Origin of the sequence: Streptomyces sp. NPDC059695 (assembly GCF_042733785.1) — a bacterium.
In the GTDB taxonomy this organism is placed as follows: domain Bacteria; phylum Actinomycetota; class Actinomycetes; order Streptomycetales; family Streptomycetaceae; genus Streptomyces.
The window spans coordinates 1-17,704 of record NZ_JBHWFF010000018.1 but is presented as its reverse complement, the minus strand read 5'-3'; the positions used below and the strand labels follow the sequence as shown (position 1 = coordinate 17,704).

15 protein-coding genes and 1 tRNA gene are annotated in these 17,704 nt (G+C 73.3%); 10 read left to right on the top strand and 6 right to left on the bottom strand.

Annotated features, from left to right (window positions below):
- Window positions 1–129 precede the first annotated feature (129 nt).
- A tRNA-Gln gene (locus ACFV2S_RS22540) sits at window positions 130–200 on the bottom strand.
- Window positions 201–211: 11 nt separating this feature from the next.
- Window positions 212–472 carry a hypothetical protein gene (locus ACFV2S_RS22535; protein WP_385561910.1) on the bottom strand — a complete coding sequence of 87 codons (261 nt, stop codon included), beginning with the start codon at window positions 470–472 and terminating at the stop codon, window positions 212–214.
- Window positions 473–643: 171 nt separating this feature from the next.
- Between ACFV2S_RS22535 and ACFV2S_RS22530 the strand changes: the two genes are divergently transcribed.
- Window positions 644–1,954: a sensor histidine kinase gene (locus ACFV2S_RS22530; protein WP_385561907.1), complete on the top strand. Its 1,311-nt coding sequence runs from the start codon at window positions 644–646 to the stop codon at window positions 1,952–1,954.
- 7 nt (window positions 1,955–1,961) lie between these two features.
- On the opposite strand, the gene ACFV2S_RS22525 is transcribed toward ACFV2S_RS22530, so the two are convergent.
- Together ACFV2S_RS22525 and ACFV2S_RS22520 are read right to left on the bottom strand one after the other, a co-directional pair.
- Window positions 1,962–2,453, bottom strand: a complete 492-nt coding sequence (locus ACFV2S_RS22525; protein WP_383797645.1) for an SUKH-3 domain-containing protein — start codon at window positions 2,451–2,453, stop codon at window positions 1,962–1,964.
- Window positions 2,454–2,463: 10 nt separating this feature from the next.
- The gene (locus tag ACFV2S_RS22520; protein WP_383797644.1) at window positions 2,464–2,976 is read right to left on the bottom strand and encodes a YwqJ-related putative deaminase; all 513 of its coding nucleotides are present in this window, start codon (window positions 2,974–2,976) and stop codon (window positions 2,464–2,466) included.
- A gap of 270 nt (window positions 2,977–3,246) precedes the next feature.
- On the opposite strand from ACFV2S_RS22520, the gene ACFV2S_RS22515 reads away from it, so the two are divergent.
- The 5 genes from ACFV2S_RS22515 to ACFV2S_RS22495 all read left to right on the top strand — a co-directional run bounded on the left by ACFV2S_RS22515 (window position 3,247) and on the right by ACFV2S_RS22495 (window position 10,636).
- Window positions 3,247–4,245, top strand: a complete 999-nt coding sequence (locus ACFV2S_RS22515) for an SMI1/KNR4 family protein (RefSeq protein ID WP_385561902.1) — start codon at window positions 3,247–3,249, stop codon at window positions 4,243–4,245.
- A 7-nt stretch (window positions 4,246–4,252) separates the two neighbouring features.
- Window positions 4,253–6,802 (top strand): SUKH-4 family immunity protein, encoded by a 2,550-nt coding sequence (locus tag ACFV2S_RS22510; RefSeq protein WP_385561899.1) that lies wholly within the window; start codon window positions 4,253–4,255, stop codon window positions 6,800–6,802.
- Window positions 6,803–6,918: 116 nt separating this feature from the next.
- Entirely contained in the window at window positions 6,919–7,899 is a 981-nt protein-coding gene (locus tag ACFV2S_RS22505; RefSeq protein ID WP_385561896.1) for a cellulose-binding protein, read from the top strand.
- Window positions 7,900–7,910: 11 nt separating this feature from the next.
- Window positions 7,911–8,285, top strand: a complete 375-nt coding sequence (locus tag ACFV2S_RS22500; RefSeq protein WP_385561893.1) for a VOC family protein — start codon at window positions 7,911–7,913, stop codon at window positions 8,283–8,285.
- 68 nt (window positions 8,286–8,353) lie between these two features.
- On the top strand, window positions 8,354–10,636 hold the full coding sequence (locus ACFV2S_RS22495) for an FG-GAP-like repeat-containing protein (protein WP_385561891.1): 2,283 nt from the start codon (window positions 8,354–8,356) through the stop codon (window positions 10,634–10,636).
- 9 nt (window positions 10,637–10,645) lie between these two features.
- Here ACFV2S_RS22495 and ACFV2S_RS22490 read toward each other — a convergent pair whose 3' ends face one another.
- Window positions 10,646–11,128 (bottom strand): ATP-binding protein, encoded by a 483-nt coding sequence (locus tag ACFV2S_RS22490; RefSeq protein WP_385561888.1) that lies wholly within the window; start codon window positions 11,126–11,128, stop codon window positions 10,646–10,648.
- A 103-nt stretch (window positions 11,129–11,231) separates the two neighbouring features.
- On the opposite strand from ACFV2S_RS22490, the gene ACFV2S_RS22485 reads away from it, so the two are divergent.
- Entirely contained in the window at window positions 11,232–12,080 is an 849-nt protein-coding gene (locus ACFV2S_RS22485) for a helix-turn-helix domain-containing protein (RefSeq protein WP_385561885.1), read from the top strand.
- Window positions 12,077–12,325 carry a DUF397 domain-containing protein gene (locus ACFV2S_RS22480; protein ID WP_385561883.1) on the top strand — a complete coding sequence of 83 codons (249 nt, stop codon included), beginning with the start codon at window positions 12,077–12,079 and terminating at the stop codon, window positions 12,323–12,325. Before ACFV2S_RS22485 ends, ACFV2S_RS22480 begins: the two co-directional genes overlap by 4 nt.
- 22 nt (window positions 12,326–12,347) lie before the next feature.
- Here ACFV2S_RS22480 and ACFV2S_RS22475 read toward each other — a convergent pair whose 3' ends face one another.
- A complete protein-coding gene (locus ACFV2S_RS22475; RefSeq protein ID WP_385561880.1) occupies window positions 12,348–13,877 on the bottom strand; it encodes an MFS transporter in 1,530 nt (509 codons plus the stop codon).
- 192 nt (window positions 13,878–14,069) lie between these two features.
- On the opposite strand from ACFV2S_RS22475, the gene ACFV2S_RS22470 reads away from it, so the two are divergent.
- Together ACFV2S_RS22470 and ACFV2S_RS22465 are read left to right on the top strand one after the other, a co-directional pair.
- Complete coding sequence (locus tag ACFV2S_RS22470) at window positions 14,070–14,858, top strand: ABC transporter ATP-binding protein (protein WP_385561877.1); 789 nt, start codon at window positions 14,070–14,072, stop codon at window positions 14,856–14,858.
- Window positions 14,855–17,428 (top strand): ABC transporter permease, encoded by a 2,574-nt coding sequence (locus ACFV2S_RS22465; RefSeq protein ID WP_385561875.1) that lies wholly within the window; start codon window positions 14,855–14,857, stop codon window positions 17,426–17,428. Before ACFV2S_RS22470 ends, ACFV2S_RS22465 begins: the two co-directional genes overlap by 4 nt.
- Window positions 17,429–17,704 lie beyond the last annotated feature (276 nt).

The following is a 17,704-nucleotide window of genomic DNA, read 5'->3' as shown; positions in this document are numbered from 1 at the left end:
GCCGCGAGCACCCACACTCCCCCCCAGCGTCGCGAGCTGCGCCCCCCCCCCCCGCCGCTCCGCGCCCCCACCCCCCGCGCCCCCCCCCCCCCCCCCCCACACCCCCCCGCCCCCCCCCCCCACGGTGGGCTCCCGGAGAAGGATTCGAACCCTCATTCAATGGACCAAAACCATTTGTCCTGCCCTTAGACGATCCGGGATGGTTCGCCCTCTATGTCCGATCTTTCGTCGGCGAGACCGGGACGGCCCCTACTATGCCGCACCAGGCGCCTTCGATGCGACGGTACAGATCGGCGCTGCCGAGGATTCGGATCGAGAGGCAGCCGTGATGGCCGGTGCCCCTGTTCTTGCGGTTGGTTCGGGGGTCGTGACGCCTGACGGTCGTCTTGCGGAAGGCCGAGGGGTCGACCCCGACGAGGTCGCCCCAGAACCGCTCGGCGGCGGCCGCGTCCGCCGTCTCGTGGATCATCACGTCCAGCCCCGGAGGCGGAGCTCCCGTGCGCGGGAGTGGAGGTCGTGCTTCGTCATACGCCCACCCCCGTCCGGAGTCCGGACGTCCGGATCGAATGTGCGGTCGATTCAACAGTTCGAGGGACGTGTTTGTCCGGGGTTGACGCGGGGGCCCACCCGTAGGGTGGTGGGTATGACCACGACGGGGGCAGACCGGGACGCCGAGGGCGTCGGGAGCGGGTGGTGGTGGGGGAGACGGCGGAGCGCCGTCCTGGACATCGGGCTCGCGCTCGTGTCCGCGCTGGAGTGCGCCGTCGAGGGGATCGGCTTCGCCGACAAGGCCTCGCTGCCCGTCCCCGTCGGCGTGCTGTTCGGGCTGGTCGTGGGGTCGACGCTGGTCGTCCGGCGCCGCTGGCCCATCGCCGTCGTCCTCGTGTCGATCGCGATCGCGCCCGCCGAGATGGGCTTCCTCATGGGGATCGTCGGCCTGTACTCGCTCGCCGCCTCCGACGTGCCCCGGCGGATCACCGCCGTCCTCGCCGGCATGTCGACGCTCGCCGTGTTCGTCGTGACCTACGTCCGGATGCGTCAGGACGTCGCCCAGGTCGACGCGGGCCCGCCGGACATCGACCCGAGCGGCTGGTACGTCCCGAGCGTCGCGCTCTTCATGACGCTCGGGCTCAACGCGCCCCCGGTCCTCTTCGGCCTCTACATCGGCGCACGCCGCCGCCTCATGGAGAGCCTCCGGGAGCGCGCGGACTCCCTGGAGCAGGAGCTGTCGCTGCTCGCCGACCGGGCCGAGCAGCGGGCGCAGTGGGCGCGGCAGGAGGAGCGGACGCGGATCGCCCGTGAGATGCACGACGTCGTCGCCCACCGGGTGTCGCTGATGGTGGTGCACGCGGCGGCGCTCCAGGCGGTCGCGTTGAAGGATCCGCAGAAGGCCGTGCGGAACGCGGCCCTGGTGGGCGACATGGGGCGGCAGGCCCTGACCGAGCTGCGGGAGATGCTGGGGGTGCTCCGGGAGGGGGCCGCTCCCGCGGCTCCCGCCGTGGTGCCGCTGGCCGCCGTGGGGCGCGCCGCGGCCGCGGCCGCGGAGGCGGCCGCCGAGGACGGGCCGTGTCTGGACGCCGTGGAGGCGCTGTGCGAGCAGTCGCGGCTCGCGGGGGCGGTGGTGGAGCTGGTGGTGATCGGGGAGGCGCGTCCGTACGCGCCCGAGGTGGAGCGGACGGCGTACCGGGTGGTGCAGGAGGCCCTGACGAACGTCCACAAGCACGCGGGGGGCGCGAAGGTCGTGGTGCGGCTCGCGCACCGGGGTGCCGAGGTCGCGATGCAGGTGGAGAACGGTCCGTCGGACGTGGCGGTGGCCGATGTGGGGCTGCCGAGCGGTGGGAACGGTCTGGTCGGCATGCGGGAGCGGGTGCTGCGGCTGGGGGGTGTGTTCGTGTCGGGGCCGACCGACGCGGGCGGTTTCAAGGTGTCGGCGGTGCTGCCGACGGGCGGGTAGCGGGTGCTCAGCCCGCCGTGAGGCGGGTGGGCTGGGCTCCGGTGATCAGGGTGGACAGCGCCGCGTCGATGTCCTTGCCGAGGTACCAGTCGCCCGCGTGGTCGAGGCTGTAGACCCGGCCTTCGACGTCCATGGCGAGGACGGCCTGGTGTTCGCCCTCTTCGCCGAGGGGGGCGAGCTCGGTGTCGAGGGCGCGGCCGAGGTCGGCGAGGGTGCGGGAGAGGTGGAGTCCGGCGAGGGGGTCGAAGCGGACGGCGGCGGGCGCTATCTGCCGGCCGTGGCCGGGTGCGGTGATCCGCAGTCCGCCGAATTCGGCCCAGGCTTCGACGGCGGCGGGGAAGACGCTGTGCCGGTGTCCGGCGGGGGAGACGTGGGCGCGCAGGGTGTCGGCCCATTCTTCGGCGAGTTTGATGTCCCAGCGTCCGGGCTGCCAGCCGGCCTCGCGGAGGGCGGCGTCGACGTTGACGGGGAAGCGTGTGGTGCTGAGGTGGTCGGGCATGGGGGCGCGGTCAGCCGTTCTCGACAGGCGTGGTGGGGTCGACGGCGCGGACGCCGAAGTGGGCGAGCATCGCGGTGCAGGAGCGGCAGGGTGCCGCGTATCCGCCGTGGAGCGGGTCGCCGTCCTCGCGGATGCGCCGGGCGGTGAGCTTGGCGTGTTTGAGGGAGCGGCGGGCCTCGCTGTGGGTGAGCGGCTTGCGCTGGGCGCGCTTGGAGCGGCCGTTCTCGGTGGCGGTGAGGTGCCGGGAGAGCAGGATCGCCTCGGGGCAGCGGCCGGTGAAGCGTTCCCGCTGGCTGCTGGTGAGGGTGTCGAGGAAGTCCTGGACGAGGGCGTGCAGGACGGGGGGCCGGTCGCCGCGGCCCGCGGTGCACGTGAGGGTTTCGCCGCGGACGGAGAGGGCGGCTCCGACGGTGGGGAGGATTCCGTCGCGGCGGTGACGCAGTAAGGGTGCGCGCGTCGCCTCGGCGCTGCTGCTCCAGTTGAGGCGTGGGTCACCCTGTGTGGGCGTCGTTGCTGTGTGCATGGTGCTCGTCTTCCCCTCCTGCAATCCCCCGAGTTGCGTGGACAGCCTGCCAAATAGGGAGCCATATGGGGAAGCTGGGGCGGCGAAACACGTCCTCGGTGTGTCGGAATCATGGTGCACCTGTCATGGCGTCGTGACAGTTGGTCACGGTCGGTGGTCGGCGGTTCGGGTCCGGTTCGGCCTCTTGTGGCAGCGCATAGGCTGTGCGGGATCAGGCTGGGGAATCAGCCGGTAGCAGCAGTCAGCGACGCCATGCAGGGGGCAACCGCCATGACGACAGGTCGGCTCGGGCAGGACACCGCGCCACCGAACGCGGCCTACGCCGGGCAGGTCGTGCATTTCCCGGATCCGGTGCGTGCCTCTCGTCACCCCAGAGGGGTGCGGGTGGACGAGCACGGTCACCCGGACTTCTCGCCGTACGCGCGTGCGGCGGCGGAGATCGCGGATCCGCCGGAGGGTTTCGGTGTCGACGAGCTGCGTCTCACGGACTACGTGTCGGCGAACGCGGCGATGGCGGCGACCGGCCATGAGCTGTGGGACACGATTCCGTCGGTGGCGACGCCGCACGGCTGGACCTGGCACCACGTGGCGCGGTCGCGGCGGATGGAGCTGGTTCCGGTCGAGGTGAAGGCGTTGCTGCGTCATCACGGCGGGGTGGCGACGGCCGCGGTCGACCAGTCGAAGCGGGGCACGCGTCCGCTGCAGGAGACGCGGCCGGTGCACTTCGGGCTGCCGAAGGGTCTGGTGTCGGTGTCGGAGCAGCAGCTCCTGGGCGTCGAGGAGGATCTGGGCTACCGGCTGCCGGGGGCGTACCGCTCCTTCCTGAAGGCGGCGGGCGGGTGCGCTCCGGTGGGGGCGGCGCTGGACGCGGAGCTGGGGCTCCTGGTCGACCAGCCGTTCTTCACGGTGCGGGAGGAGGCGGGGGTCAATGACCTCGTCTATGTCAACAAGTGTCTGCGTGACCATCTGACGAAGGACTATCTGGGCGTGGCGTTCGTCCAGGGCGGTCTGATCGCGCTGAAGGTGCGGGGTGCGGCGGTCGGTTCGGTGTGGTTCTGCGCGTACGACGACGCGCGGGACTCCGGCGAGGTGGCGGCCGGCTGGTCGGTGGGTGAGCGGGTGGAGCGGTTGCTGCTGCCCTGTGGCGCGGATTTCGACGCGTTTCTCGGGCGTCTCGCGGGTAATCCGCCGGAGCTGGAGACGGTGGCGAACCTGATGGTGGACGGCGGCTTCGCGCGTGCCGTGCCCGTGGTCCCGGTGGGGGAGTGAGCTGGCTGTGGTGACGTTCGCGCAGGCGCAGGAGCGCGCCGAGGAATGGATCAACGGTGACCTGCCGGCGTACCAGCACCGTGAGGTGCGGGTGCGGGAGTTCGGACTGGGTTTCGTGGTGTGGGCGGAGGACCGCGAGGGTGGTCCGACGTCGGACGGCGGGCGCCAGCGTCTGGTGATCGCGCGGGACAGCGGTGAGGCGACGCTCTGGCCGGGGCTGCCGGTGGGTGAGGTGATCCGGCGGTACGAGGAGGAGTACGGGGCGACGGACGAGGTTCCGGCGCAGGCGGCGGTGCCGGCGGCGCGGATCGATCTGAATCAGACGTCGTTCCTGTTGAGTCCGCCGGAGTGGCTGCAGGACGCGGCGGACAAGATCGGGCTGCCGCGGGAGGAGTCGCACGTCTCGCAGGAGAGCGTGAGCGCGTCGGCGCCGGTGGACGACGTGTCGGACGCGGTGGGGGCGGGGGTGTCGGGGCCTTCGGCGTCCGTGGCGTCGTCGGCGGCCTCCTCTTCCTCGTCCTCTTCTTCCTCGTCCTCTTCCGCCGTCTCTCCCTCTTCTTCTTCCTCCTCGGAGGCGGCGACGGCTCCGGTTCCGGCCGCGCCCGCCGTTCCCGCCGCCGTGGCGGGAGCCGACGACGCGTACGTGCCGACGGCGATGGACGGGGTCCCGGCCTCCACGCCGGCGCCCGTGGCCGCGCCGCCGGTGCCCGCGCCGAGCAGTCCGTGGGTGGACGCGAACGCGAGTTCCGGGGGTGCGGACGGGGCGGTGCCGCTGCCCGCGACCGTCTTCGCGCCCGCGCTGTCGGGTACGGACGACGAGGACACCCCGCCGCCGCTGGTGGGTGCGGACGCGCCGACCGCGCTGATGCAGGGGGGCAGTGCGCTGCCCCCGACCGCGATCGCGCCGCGCCTCGACCCGGCGGCCCCGGCCCCGGGTCCGGCGCAGAGTCCCGCTCCGGCCCCGGTTCCGGCGCAGGGTCCGGCTCCGGTTCCGCAGGCCGCCCCGGTTCCGCAGGCTCCGCCGACGCCGCCCGCTCCGCCCGCGCCCGTGGTGCCGGCGGCCGGGGACATCGCGGACGCCGCGACCAGCAAGGCCTCGGTGCCGCCGAAGGCCGGGCGGGGTCCGACGCCGCCCCCGCCGCCCGGTGTCCCGGGTGTGCCGGGTGGGTCGCAGGGCTCGAACGCGTACATCCCCACGCAGCTGGTGTCGCAGCTCGGCCCCGAGGGGCTCCAGCCGCCCGCGCAGCCGGGTCCGCCCGGTCCGCCGCCTCCGCCGGCCGCGCCGGGTCCGGTGACGCCTCCGCAGCCGGTGCACCACGCGGCGACGATGCTGGCGCACCCGAACCAGGGCGGGCCCGGCGCGCCTCCGCCGCCCCCGCCGCCGCCGGGTGTGCCCGGTACGCCTCCGGGCGGCGTCGCGCACGCGGCGACGATGCTGGCGCACCCGGGTCCGGGTGGTGTGGGTGCTCCGCCGCCCCCGCCCGCTCCGGCGCCGCCGGTCGGCGGGCACACGCCGCCGCCCGGACCCGGTCCGGTGCCTCCGGGTCCCGTGCCCCCGGCGTACGGCTATCCGCAGCCGACGGGTCAGCCGACGGTCGGTCCCGGCTACCAGGCGGTGCTGCGCTACCGGGCGCCCGACGGTTCCGAGGCGCAGCTCATCCGGCGTTCCGCGCCGGGCACTCCGCACCCGGAGTGGCAGATCCTGCACGAGCTGCGCGCGATGAACGTGCCGCCGCAGCAGGTGCTGGAGCTCCACACGGAGTTGGAGTCCTGTGAGCTGCCGGGCGGTTACTGCGCGCGGATGATCCGGGAGACGTGGCCGCAGGCGCGGATCACCAGCATCGCCCCGTACGGCCGTGATCACGCGGGCCGGCAGCAGGGCATGCGGCAGCTCCTCACCCATCAGGGGGAGTTGCACCAGGTCGCGGACGGTCCGGCGCGTCCGGCTCCGGTGCGGGCGCCGCTGCCGCAGGTGCAGCCGGCGCCGCCGATCCCCCCGGAGGGGATCGCGCAGGAGCTGGCCGGGGCGTTCGGTCCGGGTGTGCTCCGGTTCGACCAGCGGGCGGTGGCGCGGCAGGGAGTGCCGGAGATCGTGGCGCGCACGCTGGTGTGGGCGGGGCTTCCGGCGGACTTCGGTCCGTTCTTCTGGGCGCAGCCGGCGGTCCCGGTGGTGCCGACGCTGGCGGAGCTGGCGGCGCAGCGGCAGGTCGCGGCGGCGCCGGACGCGAGCTCGTACCTGGTGCTCGGTTCGGACTTCGGGCGGGCGATCTGTGTCCAGTACGGGACCGCGCACATCGTGGCGGTGCCGGTGGAGGCCGGTCCGGGCGGGCAGTCGGTGCCGCCGCAGTTCGTGAACACGGGGCTGCCGGAGTTCACGCGGTCGATGGCGCTGCTGGGCCGGATGTGGCGGCTGCGGTTCGGGTTGAACCCGGAGCAGGCGGGCCGCTGGACGGTCGACTTCCAGGCGCAGCTGGCGATGCTGGACCCGGCGGCGCTGTCGTCGCCGGAGAACTGGTGGTCGGTGCTGCTGGAGCAGATGTGGGACGGCCTCCTGTAGGCGCGGCCCGATCGGATGTGATGAAAGGCGCTCGACGTGCGTGCACGTGGGGCGTCTTTTGTCCGTTCTGATGCCGCATCCTGGTTGTTCGAGACCAGAGGGAAGGGGCGTCAGGGATGGCTTTCACCGTCGGACGGGGGCGCGCGTACCGCCCCGAGCAGGTCGACCGGTTCCTCGCCGAGCTCTCGGCGGAGCGGGACGGTGCCTGGGAGCGGGCGGCGCGGCTCACCGTGCTCGCCAAGGAGATGGAGAAGGAGGCCGCCGGGCTCCGTCTGGCCGTCACGCAGCTCGCCCCGCAGCGGTACGAGTCGCTGGGCGAGGCGTCTCAGCAGATCCTGCGCCTGGCCGAGCAGGAGGACGAGCGGCTGGTGCGGGCCGCCGAGGCCGACGCGCAGGGCCTCGCGGAGTCGGCGGACGCGGCGGCCCGGGAGGCGGAGGAGTCGGCGCGGGCGTACGCGGAGGGCGTCCGCGCGGCGGCCGACGCGGCGGCCCGGGCGGCCCTGGAGTCGGCGAGCGAGCGCGCCGACGCGATGTCCACGATCGCGCGCCGGGACGCGGAGGGGGCCCGCGCGGCGGCCGCCGAGGCCTTCGCGGAGACCGAGCGCCGCGCGGTGCGGCTCCTGGCGGACCAGCGCGCCGAGCAGGCCGCCGCGCGGGACGAGGCGGAGCGCACGGCGGAGGGCCTCGCGTCCGCGCTGGACGCCCGGCACGGCGAACTGGTCGCGGCGGCGGAGGCGGGGCTCGCGGAGACGCGGCGGGCCCTGGCCGAGACCGAGGAGCAGGCCCGGCACGGCCAGGAGGACGCCGAGGCCCGCGCGGAGGAACTGCTCGCCGAGGCCAGGATGAAGGCGGAGCGGGTCGAGCGCGAGACGGAGCGGGTGCTGCGGGAGCACGAGGAGGCCCGGGAGGAGATCCACTCCCACATGGAGCACATCCGCCACTCGCTCGCGGCGCTGACGGGCCGGCCGACGGAGCCGGAGCCGTCGCCGGAGCCGTCATCGAAGCCGTCATCGGAACCTTCGCCGGAGCCGTCGCCGGAACAGGAGCGCGAGCAGGGGGACTTGGGGGACGGCGGGGGCGTCACGAGCCCCGCGTAGGCTCCGGGGTCATGCTGATGAAACTGACGGCGGTCACGCTCGACTGCGCCGATCCCATGGCCCTGGCCGAGTTCTACCGGCGGGCGACCGGGATCCCGCTCGCGGAGAGGTCCGACGACGAGTTCGCGGGACTGCGCGGTGCGGACGGCCTGTTCATCGGCTTCCAGCGCGTCGAGGGCTACCGGCCGCCGACCTGGCCCGGCCAGGACGTCCCGCAGCAGCTGCACCTCGACTTCGACGTCGAGGACCTGGAGGCGGCGGCGGCCCAGCTGGTGGAGTGGGGCGCGACCGTCCCCGCCGAGCAGCCGCGCCCCGACCTGTGGCGGGTGGTCCTGGACCCGGCGGGCCACCCCTTCTGCCTGACGATCCCGCGCGGGGCGGTCTAGACCAGGGGTGGTGGCGGGGTGACCTGGGGTGACGGTTAACGTCGTCCCCTCAGGGAGGGAACCCGTACATGATCCACGCGCGCGTGCGGGGCCGCAGACTCGCGGCCGCCGCCGTCACCATCGTCCTCGCCGCCACGGGCGGCACGCTCACAGTACTTCCGGCCTCGGCCGCCCCGGCCGCGCCGCGGGAGGCACAGCAGACCACTGTGCCCTTCCCGCGCAACGCGGACGTCGTCGGCGCCGGCCCCGCCGGCTTCCTGTCGAAGACCCGGCGCACCACGCCGGAGTTCCGCTGGACCTGGTACGCGGACGGCTCGTCCGTCGTGCTGCCGGGAGCCACCGAGGCCGCCGCCGGCGGCGCGGACCTCGTCGTCACCGTCGACCGGTCCGCCCCGGTCGCCGGCCGGGTGGTCCGGGTCTACGACCTGGCGAAGCCCACCGCCGCCCCGGTGCCCCGGGAGGTGAGCCTCGACGCCCTCGGCGACGGCTTCTCCTTCGAGGGCGTCGCCGGCGCCACCATGCTCCTCGGCCAGTACGTGGCCGGCGACCCGCAGAAGCAGTACGCCGTCACCCTCGACGGCAACCCGCCGAAGGCCCGCGCGGTGGCCGGTGGGGCCGGAATCGACTGCGCCGACGGCCGCGAGGGCTGGACCGACACCGCCTCCGCGCTCTACGAGTGCAGCCTCGACGCGACCGGGGCGGCCGTCAAGGTCCTCGTCGACCTCGCCTCGGGCACCTCGAAGTGGTACCCCCAGTTCGAGGACGAGTGGGCCCGCGACGGCGCCGTCTCCGCCACGCACGTGGCCTGGCGCGAGGCCCGGATGTCGGGCGGCCGGTCCGTCCACGGGATCGTCGCCTTCGCGCGCGACAGCACCACCGAGCGGTGGATCCCGTCGGACGACGACCTCAGCGACCCGCTGTACCTGGTCGGCGGCTGGGTGGCGTCCGGCAGCAAGGCTCACATCGAATCGTCCACCTCCGCGCCCGGCCTGCCGCGCCCGACGGTGCGGCCGTTCACGGCCCAGTCGGTCGCGACCGGAGAGAAGGTCCAGCTCCTCACCGCCTTCTCGTCCGCCGTCGCGGGCCCCGACGGCAGCCTCCTCGTGCGCGGCGGCACCCCCGAGCACGGCGAGGGCCTCTACCGGATCTCGCCGCGCTCCGACGGCGGCCGTCCGGACGTCGCACTCGTCGCCTCCACCGGGCAGTCGACCGTCCTGGCCGTCACCCGTTCCGTCGTACCGAAGACCCTGTCCGGCGAACAGCTCGAGCGGGGGGTCGACTTCGCCTGGGACCTGTCCCGGGCGGACAGCGACGTGTGGCTGACCCTGACCCATGTGGGCAGCCGCGAGACGCTGACCACCCAGCTGCATCTCAAAGATCCCGTCGGTCCGGGCCTGCCGGGCCGGTTCGCCTGGCACTGGAACACCTGGGACCTTGAGGGCTCCGGGTGGCAGACCCCGGCCCGCAACGGCGTGTACGAGTGGCGGCTCACCGCCCGCCCCGACGAGGGCATCGGCCCCGACGTCGTCTCCACCGGCCGGTTCACCGTGACCCGGCCCCCCGCCCCGCACGACTTCGACGACGACGGTACGGCCGACCTCCTCGTCCGTGACCTCGACGGCGTGCTGTGGCGCTTCGGCACCCGGCCCGGCGCCCCGGGCGACGTCCCGACGGAGGCCGGCGAGCATCGGGTGGGCGGCGGCTGGCAGATCTACGACCGGCTGGAGACCGTCGGGAACGTCGCGGGCTCGACCGCGCCCGACGTGATCGCCCGGGACAAGAGCGGCGTCCTCTGGCTCTACCAGGGCACGGGAGACCGGAACAAGCCGCTCGCGGCCCGCACGAGGATCGGGTCCGGCTGGCAGACGTACACCGAGCTCGCGGGCGGCGGCGACCTGACCGGCGACGGCCGCGCGGACCTCGTCGCCACGGACAGGGCGGGCGCCCTGTGGCTCTACAAGGGCACGGGCTCGGCCACCGCCCCCTTCGCCGCACGGAAGCAGATCGGCCACGGCTGGGGCGTCTACAACCAGCTGGCGGCCACCGGCAACCTCGCCGGCGGCCCGGCCGGGGACCTCGTCGCCCGCGACAAGGACGGCGTCCTCTGGCTGTACCTCGGCAAGGGCGACGGCACCTTCGCCGCCCGCACCAGGGTGGGCGGCGGGTGGGGCGGGTTCACCGGACTCACCGGCGTCGGCGACGCCAACGGCGACGGACGGGCCGACCTGGTCGCCCCGGACGACGCCGGCGTCGAGACCTTCTACTCCGGTACGGGCGGCTGGGCGGCGCCCTTCAAGAGCGGCGCCGCCGTGTCCCTCACCCAGGGGACGGCCTACAACGCCTTCTTCTAGAAGGGCCGTTCAGGGGAGGGCGCACTCCGCCCACACCGTCTTCCCCGGACCGCCGACCCTGGGGTACCAGCCCCAGCGGTCCGCGAGCCGCTCCACGAGCAGCAGCCCCCGGCCCCCTTCCCCGAGTTCACCCTCCGGAAGGGGGCCGGGGCGCACCGGCAGCCGCTCGCCCCGGGTGTCGCCGACCTCGATCCGCGCGACGGCCGTGACCCCGTGCAGCAGGCGCAGGAGCAACTCGAAGTCCCGCCCCGGCACGTGCCCGTGCCGCACCGCGTTCGCCGTCAGCTCGGCGGCGACGAGGACCACGGTGTCGTGCGCGGGGGTGCCGAACGGCACGCCCCACTCGTCCAGCCGCACGGCGACCAGCCGCCGGGCGAGCCTGGCCCCCCGTGCGGTCGACGTGAAGCGGAGGGTGAAGACCCCACGGCCCAAGTAAGGCGAGACACCTGTGGGTTGGGTGGTACCGCTGGGGTTGTCGATGTTGCTCGTCATGCCCTCCACGCTCCTCCCGGTCGCGTAGCGTGACCAGAGGTGACGCACCGACGCCACGGCCTTGTACGTCGTGTGCCGGTGCCGGTACGAGGGGCAGGGCGCGATGACGGAAGAGCAGCCGGGGACGGCTCCGGAACCCGCCGCGGCGGACAGGGCCGGGCAGGGCGTGGTGGCGGCGTTCGGGCAGAGCCTGAAGACGCTGCGGGTGCGGGCGAAGATGGAACGCGAGGAGCTGGGCAGGCGCCTGGGCTACTCGGCGTCCACGATCGCCTCCTTCGAACAGGGCCGGAGGATCCCGCCACCGAGGGCGATCGACCGCTCGGACGAGGTGCTGGACGCGGGCGGACTGCTGACGGTCTGGAAGGACCAGCTGGAGAGGGCGCAGTATCCGGCGTTCTTCCAGGGGATGGCGCAGCTGGAGAAGCAGGCCATAGAGCTGTTGATGTACGACACGATGGTGGTCAACGGTCTCCTTCAGACGGAGGAGTACCTGCGGGCTCTGCTGGCCATGAGGCGCCCACCGTTGGATCCGGAGACGATCGAGCAGCGGGTGACGGCCCGACTGGCTCGCCAGGACATCTTCGACCGGCGCCCGGCTCCTCTGCTGAGCTTCGTCATGGACGAGTCGGTGATTCGGCACAGGTACGGCGGCGCGCAGATTCTTCGTGGCCAGCTGGAGCACCTTCTCCTGATCGGCCAGCGGCGGAACGTCGAGCTCCAGATCATGCCCACCGACTGCGAGGACAACGCGGGCGTGAACGGCCCGTTCACGGTTGTCACACGCAAGGACGGCAAGAAATTCCTCTACGTCGAGGCGCAGAACACCAGCTCCATGGCAACGGACCCTGAGCAGACCGTTCTTGCCGCAGCGCGCTATGGGATCATCCGGTCGCAGGCTCTCACCCCGCGAGAGTCGCTGGCGTTCATCGAGAAGTTGCTGGGAGAGCTATGAACAACACAGAAGCCCTCGTCTGGTTCAAGAGCAGCTACAGCGGAACCGAGGGTGGCCAGTGCATCGAGGTCGCGGCGAGCTGGGTCAAGAGCAGCTACAGCGGTGCTGAGGGCGGCCAGTGCGTCGAGGTCGCCGCCCGTGCGGGAGCCGTGCACGTGCGGGACTCCAAGGACGTCGCCCGGCCGGGCCTGAGCGTCTCGCGCGAGGCCTGGGCCGGGTTCGTCGGGCTCGCGTCGGCGGAGTAGTACAACCCCCGCCTGTACGCGCTCAGCGGTCCGCCGCGCCCCCCGTCGCCTCCTCCAGTACCGGGAAGCGGCGGGGGGCCAGCGTGAGGAGGGCCAGCAGGGCGAGCGCCGCCGCTGCCGCCGCGCCGAGGTAGACCCAGTCCACGGCCGCGCCGACCGCCCGCCGGATGCCGTCGGTGCTGCCGAGGGAGCCGGCCAGGGAGTCGAGGTCCGTGCCGGCGCCGAGCCGGGCCGCGAGGACGCCGTTGGCGATCGCGCCGAAGAGCGCGGCGCCGACGCTCTGGCCGACCTGGCGGCAGAAGAGGACCGACGCGGTGGTCGTGCCGCGTTCCCCGTACGGGACGGTCGACTGCACCCCGACGATCAGCGGCAGCTGGAAGAGGCCGAGGGCCCCGCCGAGCAGCAGCATCAGGAGGGCGGGCTGCCAGGGTTCGCCGGGGAACGGCAGGAACGGGAACGCGAGCAGCAGGAGCAGGGCGAGCGAGATCCCGATGACGGCGGTGAGGCGGAAGCCGATGCGCGTGTAGACCCGGTTGGACAGCGCGGCCGTGATGGGCCAGCTCAGGGTCCAGGAGGACAGGACGAAGCCGGCGGCGATCGGGCCGAGGCCGAGGACGGACTGCGCGTACGTGGGCAGGAAGACCGTCGGGGCGACCATGAGCAGGCCGAGCGCGCCCAGGGAGAGGTTCACGGCGGCGATCGTGCGGCGGCGCCACACCCAGCCGGGGATGATCGGTTCGGCCGCGCGCCGCTCGATGACGACGGTCAGCGCGGCGAGGGCGGCGGCCCCGCCGAGCAGGCCGAGGGACGGCGCGGACAGCCAGGGCCAGGCGACGCCGCCCTGGACGAGCGCGGTGATGAGGACGGCCCCGGTGGCGAAGATGGCGAGGGCGCCGGCCCAGTCGACGCGGACGCGCGCGCGGGGTGCGGTGCGGGCGGGTTCGCGCAGGTGGCGGGCGACGAGCCAGAGGGCGAGCAGGCCGACGGGCAGGTTGATGAGGAAGATCCAGCGCCAGTCGGCGTAGCCGGCGAGGAGGCCGCCGAGGGCCGGTCCCGCGATCGAGGACGTGGCCCACACGGACGACAGCTTCGCCTGGATCCTGGGGCGTTCCTTCAGCGGGTAGAGGTCGGCGGCGATCGTCTGGACCGTGCCCTGGAGGGCGCCGCCGCCGAGGCCCTGGACGACGCGGAACGCGATCAGCGAGGGCATGTTCCAGGCGGCGGCGCAGAGCAGGGAGCCGACGAGGAAGAGGACGGTCCCGGCGACGAGGACGGGCTTGCGGCCGAAGGTGTCGCTGAGCTTGCCGTACACGGGCAGGGTGACGGTGACGGCGAGCAGATAGCCGGCGAACAGCCAGGAGAAGACGGAGAGCCCGCCGAGGTCGCCGACGATCTGGGGCACGGCGGTGGACACGATGGTCCCGTCGAGCGCGGCGAGGCCCATGGCGAGCATGAGCGCGGCGACGACGGGCCCTCGGCGGGCGGTGGCGGGGGCGGGAGAGGCGGGGGGCGCCGGGTCGGCTCCGGCCCGGGGCGTCGACGGCTCGGTCACCGCACACCTTTCCTTTCTTCGTACACCTAAATGTGCGGGAGTCAGGGTCTCACTAGACCTTGGGGTGGGGAACCCCTAGGGGGCCCTCCCCCATGCGGCCCAGGGGCCGGTCGTACCGACGGAGGACGTGAACGGGGTTTCCCCGTCCTTAACTTGAACCTACAAACCCACCGACGCTCCTAGGAGAGAAACGTGACTTCGGCTGTGACCATCCCCAGGCACGGGGGTACTGGAGGGCTTACGGCCGTGGCCGCGCGGGCGCGTCAGGTCGTCAAGGCGTACGGGGCGGGGGAGACGCGCGTCGTCGCGCTGGACTCCGTCGACGTGGACATCGCCCGCGGACAGTTCACCGCGATCATGGGGCCCTCGGGCTCCGGCAAGTCGACCCTGATGCACTGCCTCGCCGGGCTCGACACCGTCACCAGCGGTCAGATCTTCCTCGACGAGACCGAGATCACCGGCCTCAAGGACAAGAAGCTCACCCAGCTGCGCCGGGACCGGATCGGCTTCATCTTCCAGGCGTTCAACCTGCTGCCCACCCTGAACGCCCTGGAGAACATCACCCTGCCCATGGACATCGCCGGGCGCAGGCCCGACGCGGAGTGGCTGCGCAGGGTCGTCGACACCGTCGGCCTCTCCGAGCGGCTCAAGCACCGGCCGAACCAGCTCTCCGGCGGTCAGCAGCAGCGCGTCGCCGTGGCCCGCGCGCTCGCCGCCCGGCCCGAGATCATCTTCGGCGACGAGCCGACCGGAAACCTCGACTCGCGGGCCGGCGCCGAGGTCCTCGGCTTCCTCCGCTCGTCCGTCGACGAGCTCGGTCAGACCATCGTCATGGTCACCCACGACCCCGTCGCCGCGTCCTACGCGGACCGGGTCCTCTACCTCGCCGACGGGCGGATCGTGGACGAGATGGAGCGGCCCACCGCCGACGCCGTCCTCGACCGCATGAAGGACTTCGACGCGCGCGGGCGGACGTCGTGACCGTCCTCAAGACCTCGCTGCGCAACTTCCTCGCGCACAAGGGACGCATGGCGCTCTCCGCCGTCGCCGTCCTGCTCTCCGTCGCCTTCGTCAGTGGGACGCTCGTCTTCACCGACACGATGAACACGACGTTCGACAAGCTCTTCGCCTCCACCGCCTCCGACGTCACCGTCAGCCCGAAGGCCGCCGCGGCCGACGACGAGATCCCGCAGAACGGCCGCCCCGAGTCCCTTCCCGCCTCGCTCGTCGAGCAGGTCAGGAAGGTCCAGGGCGTCAAGGACGCGCAGGGCTCGGTCGCCTCGACGAGCGTCACCGTCGTCGACGCGAAGAACAAGAACGTCGGCCCGACCGGCGGCGCCCCGACGATCGCCCTCAACTGGACGCCCAACGAGCTGCGTTCCGTGGAGCTCGTCTCCGGCCACGAGCCGCGCGGCCCCACCGAGGTCGTCGTCGACGGCGCCACCGCCGACAAGCACGGCCTGAAGCTCGGCGACGAGCTGCGGACCATCGCCGTCACCGGCGACTTCACCGCGAAGATCGCCGGCATCGTCGACTTCAAGGTCACCAACCCGGGCGCCACCCTCGTCTACTTCGACACGGCCACCGCCCAGCGCGAACTCCTCGGCAAGGAGGGGATGTTCACGCAGGTCACCGTCGACGCGAAGCCCGGTGTCTCCGACGACGCCCTGAAGAAGGACGTCGCCGCCGCCCTCGGAGGGGGCTACAAGCTCCAGACCGCCGCCGAGGCCGCCGACGCGGGCCGCGAGGACGTCGCCGGCTTCCTCGACGTCATGAAGTACGCGATGCTCGGCTTCGCCGGGATCGCCTTCCTCGTCGGCATCTTCCTCATCGTCAACACCTTCTCCATGCTGGTCGCCCAGCGGACCCGCGAGATCGGCCTCATGCGGGCCATCGGATCGAGCCGCAAGCAGGTCAACCGCTCCGTCCTCGTCGAGGCGCTGCTCCTCGGCCTCGTCGGCTCCGTCGCCGGTGTCGCCGCGGGAGTCGGCCTCGCCGTCGGCCTCATGAAGCTCATGTCCTCCATGGGCATGGAGCTCTCCACCCGCGACCTCACAGTCGCCTGGACGACGCCCGCCGTCGGTCTCGCCCTCGGCATCGTCGTCACCGTCCTCGCCGCGTACATCCCCGCCCGCCGGGCCGGCAAGGTCTCCCCGATGGCGGCGCTCCGCGACGCGGGCACCCCCGCCGACGGCAGGGCCGGACGGGTCCGGGGCGTGCTCGGGATCGTCCTCACCGGCGCCGGAGCGGCCGCCCTGGTCGCCGCGGCCCGCGCCGCGGAGGCCGGACCCGGCTCCCTCTGGCTCGGACTCGGCGTCGTCCTCACCCTCCTCGGCTTCGTCGTCGTCGGCCCGCTCCTCGCGGGCGGCGTCGTCCGCGCCCTCGGCGTCGTCGTCCTGCGGATCTTCGGCCCCGTCGGCCGGATGGCCGAGCGGAACGCGCTCCGCAACCCGCGCCGCACCGGCGCCACCGCCGCCGCGCTCATGATCGGCCTCGCGCTCGTCGCCGGCCTCTCGGTGGTCGGCTCCTCCATGGTCGCCTCGGCCACCGAGGAACTGGACCGCTCCGTCGGCGCCGACTTCATCGTGCAGTCCGGCACGGGCCAGCCGATCGTGCCGCAGGCCCAGGCCGCCGTTGCGAAGGCGCCCGGCCTGGACCACGTCACCGCGTACAAGCGGGTCGACGCGAAGGTCACCGACCCGCACGGCAAGGTCACCACGGCGGAACTGGCCGCCACCGACCCGACCTACGTCAAGGACCTGCGCCGCGAGACCACCGCCGGCACGCTCACCGAGGCGTACGGCGAGGGCGCGATGTCCGTCGGCAGCGACTACGCCACCGAGCACCGCGTGAAGGTCGGCGACGTCCTGACCCTCGCCTTCAAGGGCGGCGACACCGCGAAGCTGAAGGTCGCGGCGATCACCGCGGACACCGGCCAGGTCGACAAGGGCGCGATGTACACGAGCATCGCCACCGTCGCCCGCCACCTGCCCGCCGACCGGATGCCGAACAGCCTGCTCGTCCTCGCCAGCGCGAAGGACGGCCAGGAGACGCAGTCCTACCAGGCCCTCAAGGACGCGCTCGCGCCGTACCCGCAGTACAAGGTGAGCAACCAGGCCGACTACAAGGAGGAGCTGCAGAACCAGGTCGGGCAGCTGCTCAACATCGTGTACGGGCTCCTCGCCCTGGCGATCGTCGTCGCGGTCCTCGGCGTCGTGAACACCCTCGCCCTGTCGGTCGTCGAGCGGACCCGCGAGATCGGCCTCATGCGGGCGATCGGCCTCTCCCGCCGCCAGCTGCGCCGCATGATCCGCCTGGAGTCGGTGGTCATCGCCCTCTTCGGCGCGCTCCTGGGCCTGGGCCTGGGCATGGGCTGGGGCACCGCCGCCCAGAAGCTCCTCGCCCTGGAGGGCCTCGGGGTCCTGGAGATCCCCTGGCCGACGATCCTGACGGTCTTCGTCGGCTCGGCCTTCGTGGGTCTGTTCGCGGCGCTGGTCCCGGCGTTCCGGGCGGGCCGGATGAACGTCCTGAACGCGATCGCGAGCGAGTAGCGGCGGCGCGGGACGGAACGGGGGAGCGCGGCCCCGGAGGACCCTGCCAGGTCCTCCGGGGCCGCGCCGCGTCTTCGGGGGCCCGCACCCGGCGCCGTGTGGGCCGTCGCCCACGCCCGTGCGACCCGTCGCCCCCGCCCGTGTGGCGCCTCGGGCCGCTGCCCGTGTGGGCAATCGTCCCGCTGGGGCGGGACGGGTGGGCACACGGGACGGCGCCTTCTCGCGGCGCCTCCGCGTTCCGCGCCTGGACCCGCACCACGAGTGACGGGCACGGAA

Excerpts from the sequence above, each read along its gene's own strand:
- ACFV2S_RS22485 (WP_385561885.1), top strand. The coding sequence starts at position 11,232 with ATGACGGAAGAGCAGCCGGGGACGGCTCCGGAACCCGCCGCGGCGGAC.
- ACFV2S_RS22495 (WP_385561891.1), top strand. The coding sequence starts at position 8,354 with ATGATCCACGCGCGCGTGCGGGGCCGCAGACTCGCGGCCGCCGCCGTC.
- ACFV2S_RS22520 (WP_383797644.1), bottom strand. The coding sequence starts at position 2,976 with ATGCACACAGCAACGACGCCCACACAGGGTGACCCACGCCTCAACTGG.
- ACFV2S_RS22490 (WP_385561888.1), bottom strand. The coding sequence starts at position 11,128 with ATGACGAGCAACATCGACAACCCCAGCGGTACCACCCAACCCACAGGT.
- ACFV2S_RS22505 (WP_385561896.1), top strand. The coding sequence starts at position 6,919 with ATGGCTTTCACCGTCGGACGGGGGCGCGCGTACCGCCCCGAGCAGGTC.
- ACFV2S_RS22480 (WP_385561883.1), top strand. The coding sequence starts at position 12,077 with ATGAACAACACAGAAGCCCTCGTCTGGTTCAAGAGCAGCTACAGCGGA.
- ACFV2S_RS22515 (WP_385561902.1), top strand. The coding sequence starts at position 3,247 with ATGACGACAGGTCGGCTCGGGCAGGACACCGCGCCACCGAACGCGGCC.
- ACFV2S_RS22525 (WP_383797645.1), bottom strand. The coding sequence starts at position 2,453 with ATGCCCGACCACCTCAGCACCACACGCTTCCCCGTCAACGTCGACGCC.
- ACFV2S_RS22500 (WP_385561893.1), top strand. The coding sequence starts at position 7,911 with ATGCTGATGAAACTGACGGCGGTCACGCTCGACTGCGCCGATCCCATG.
- ACFV2S_RS22530 (WP_385561907.1), top strand. The coding sequence starts at position 644 with ATGACCACGACGGGGGCAGACCGGGACGCCGAGGGCGTCGGGAGCGGG.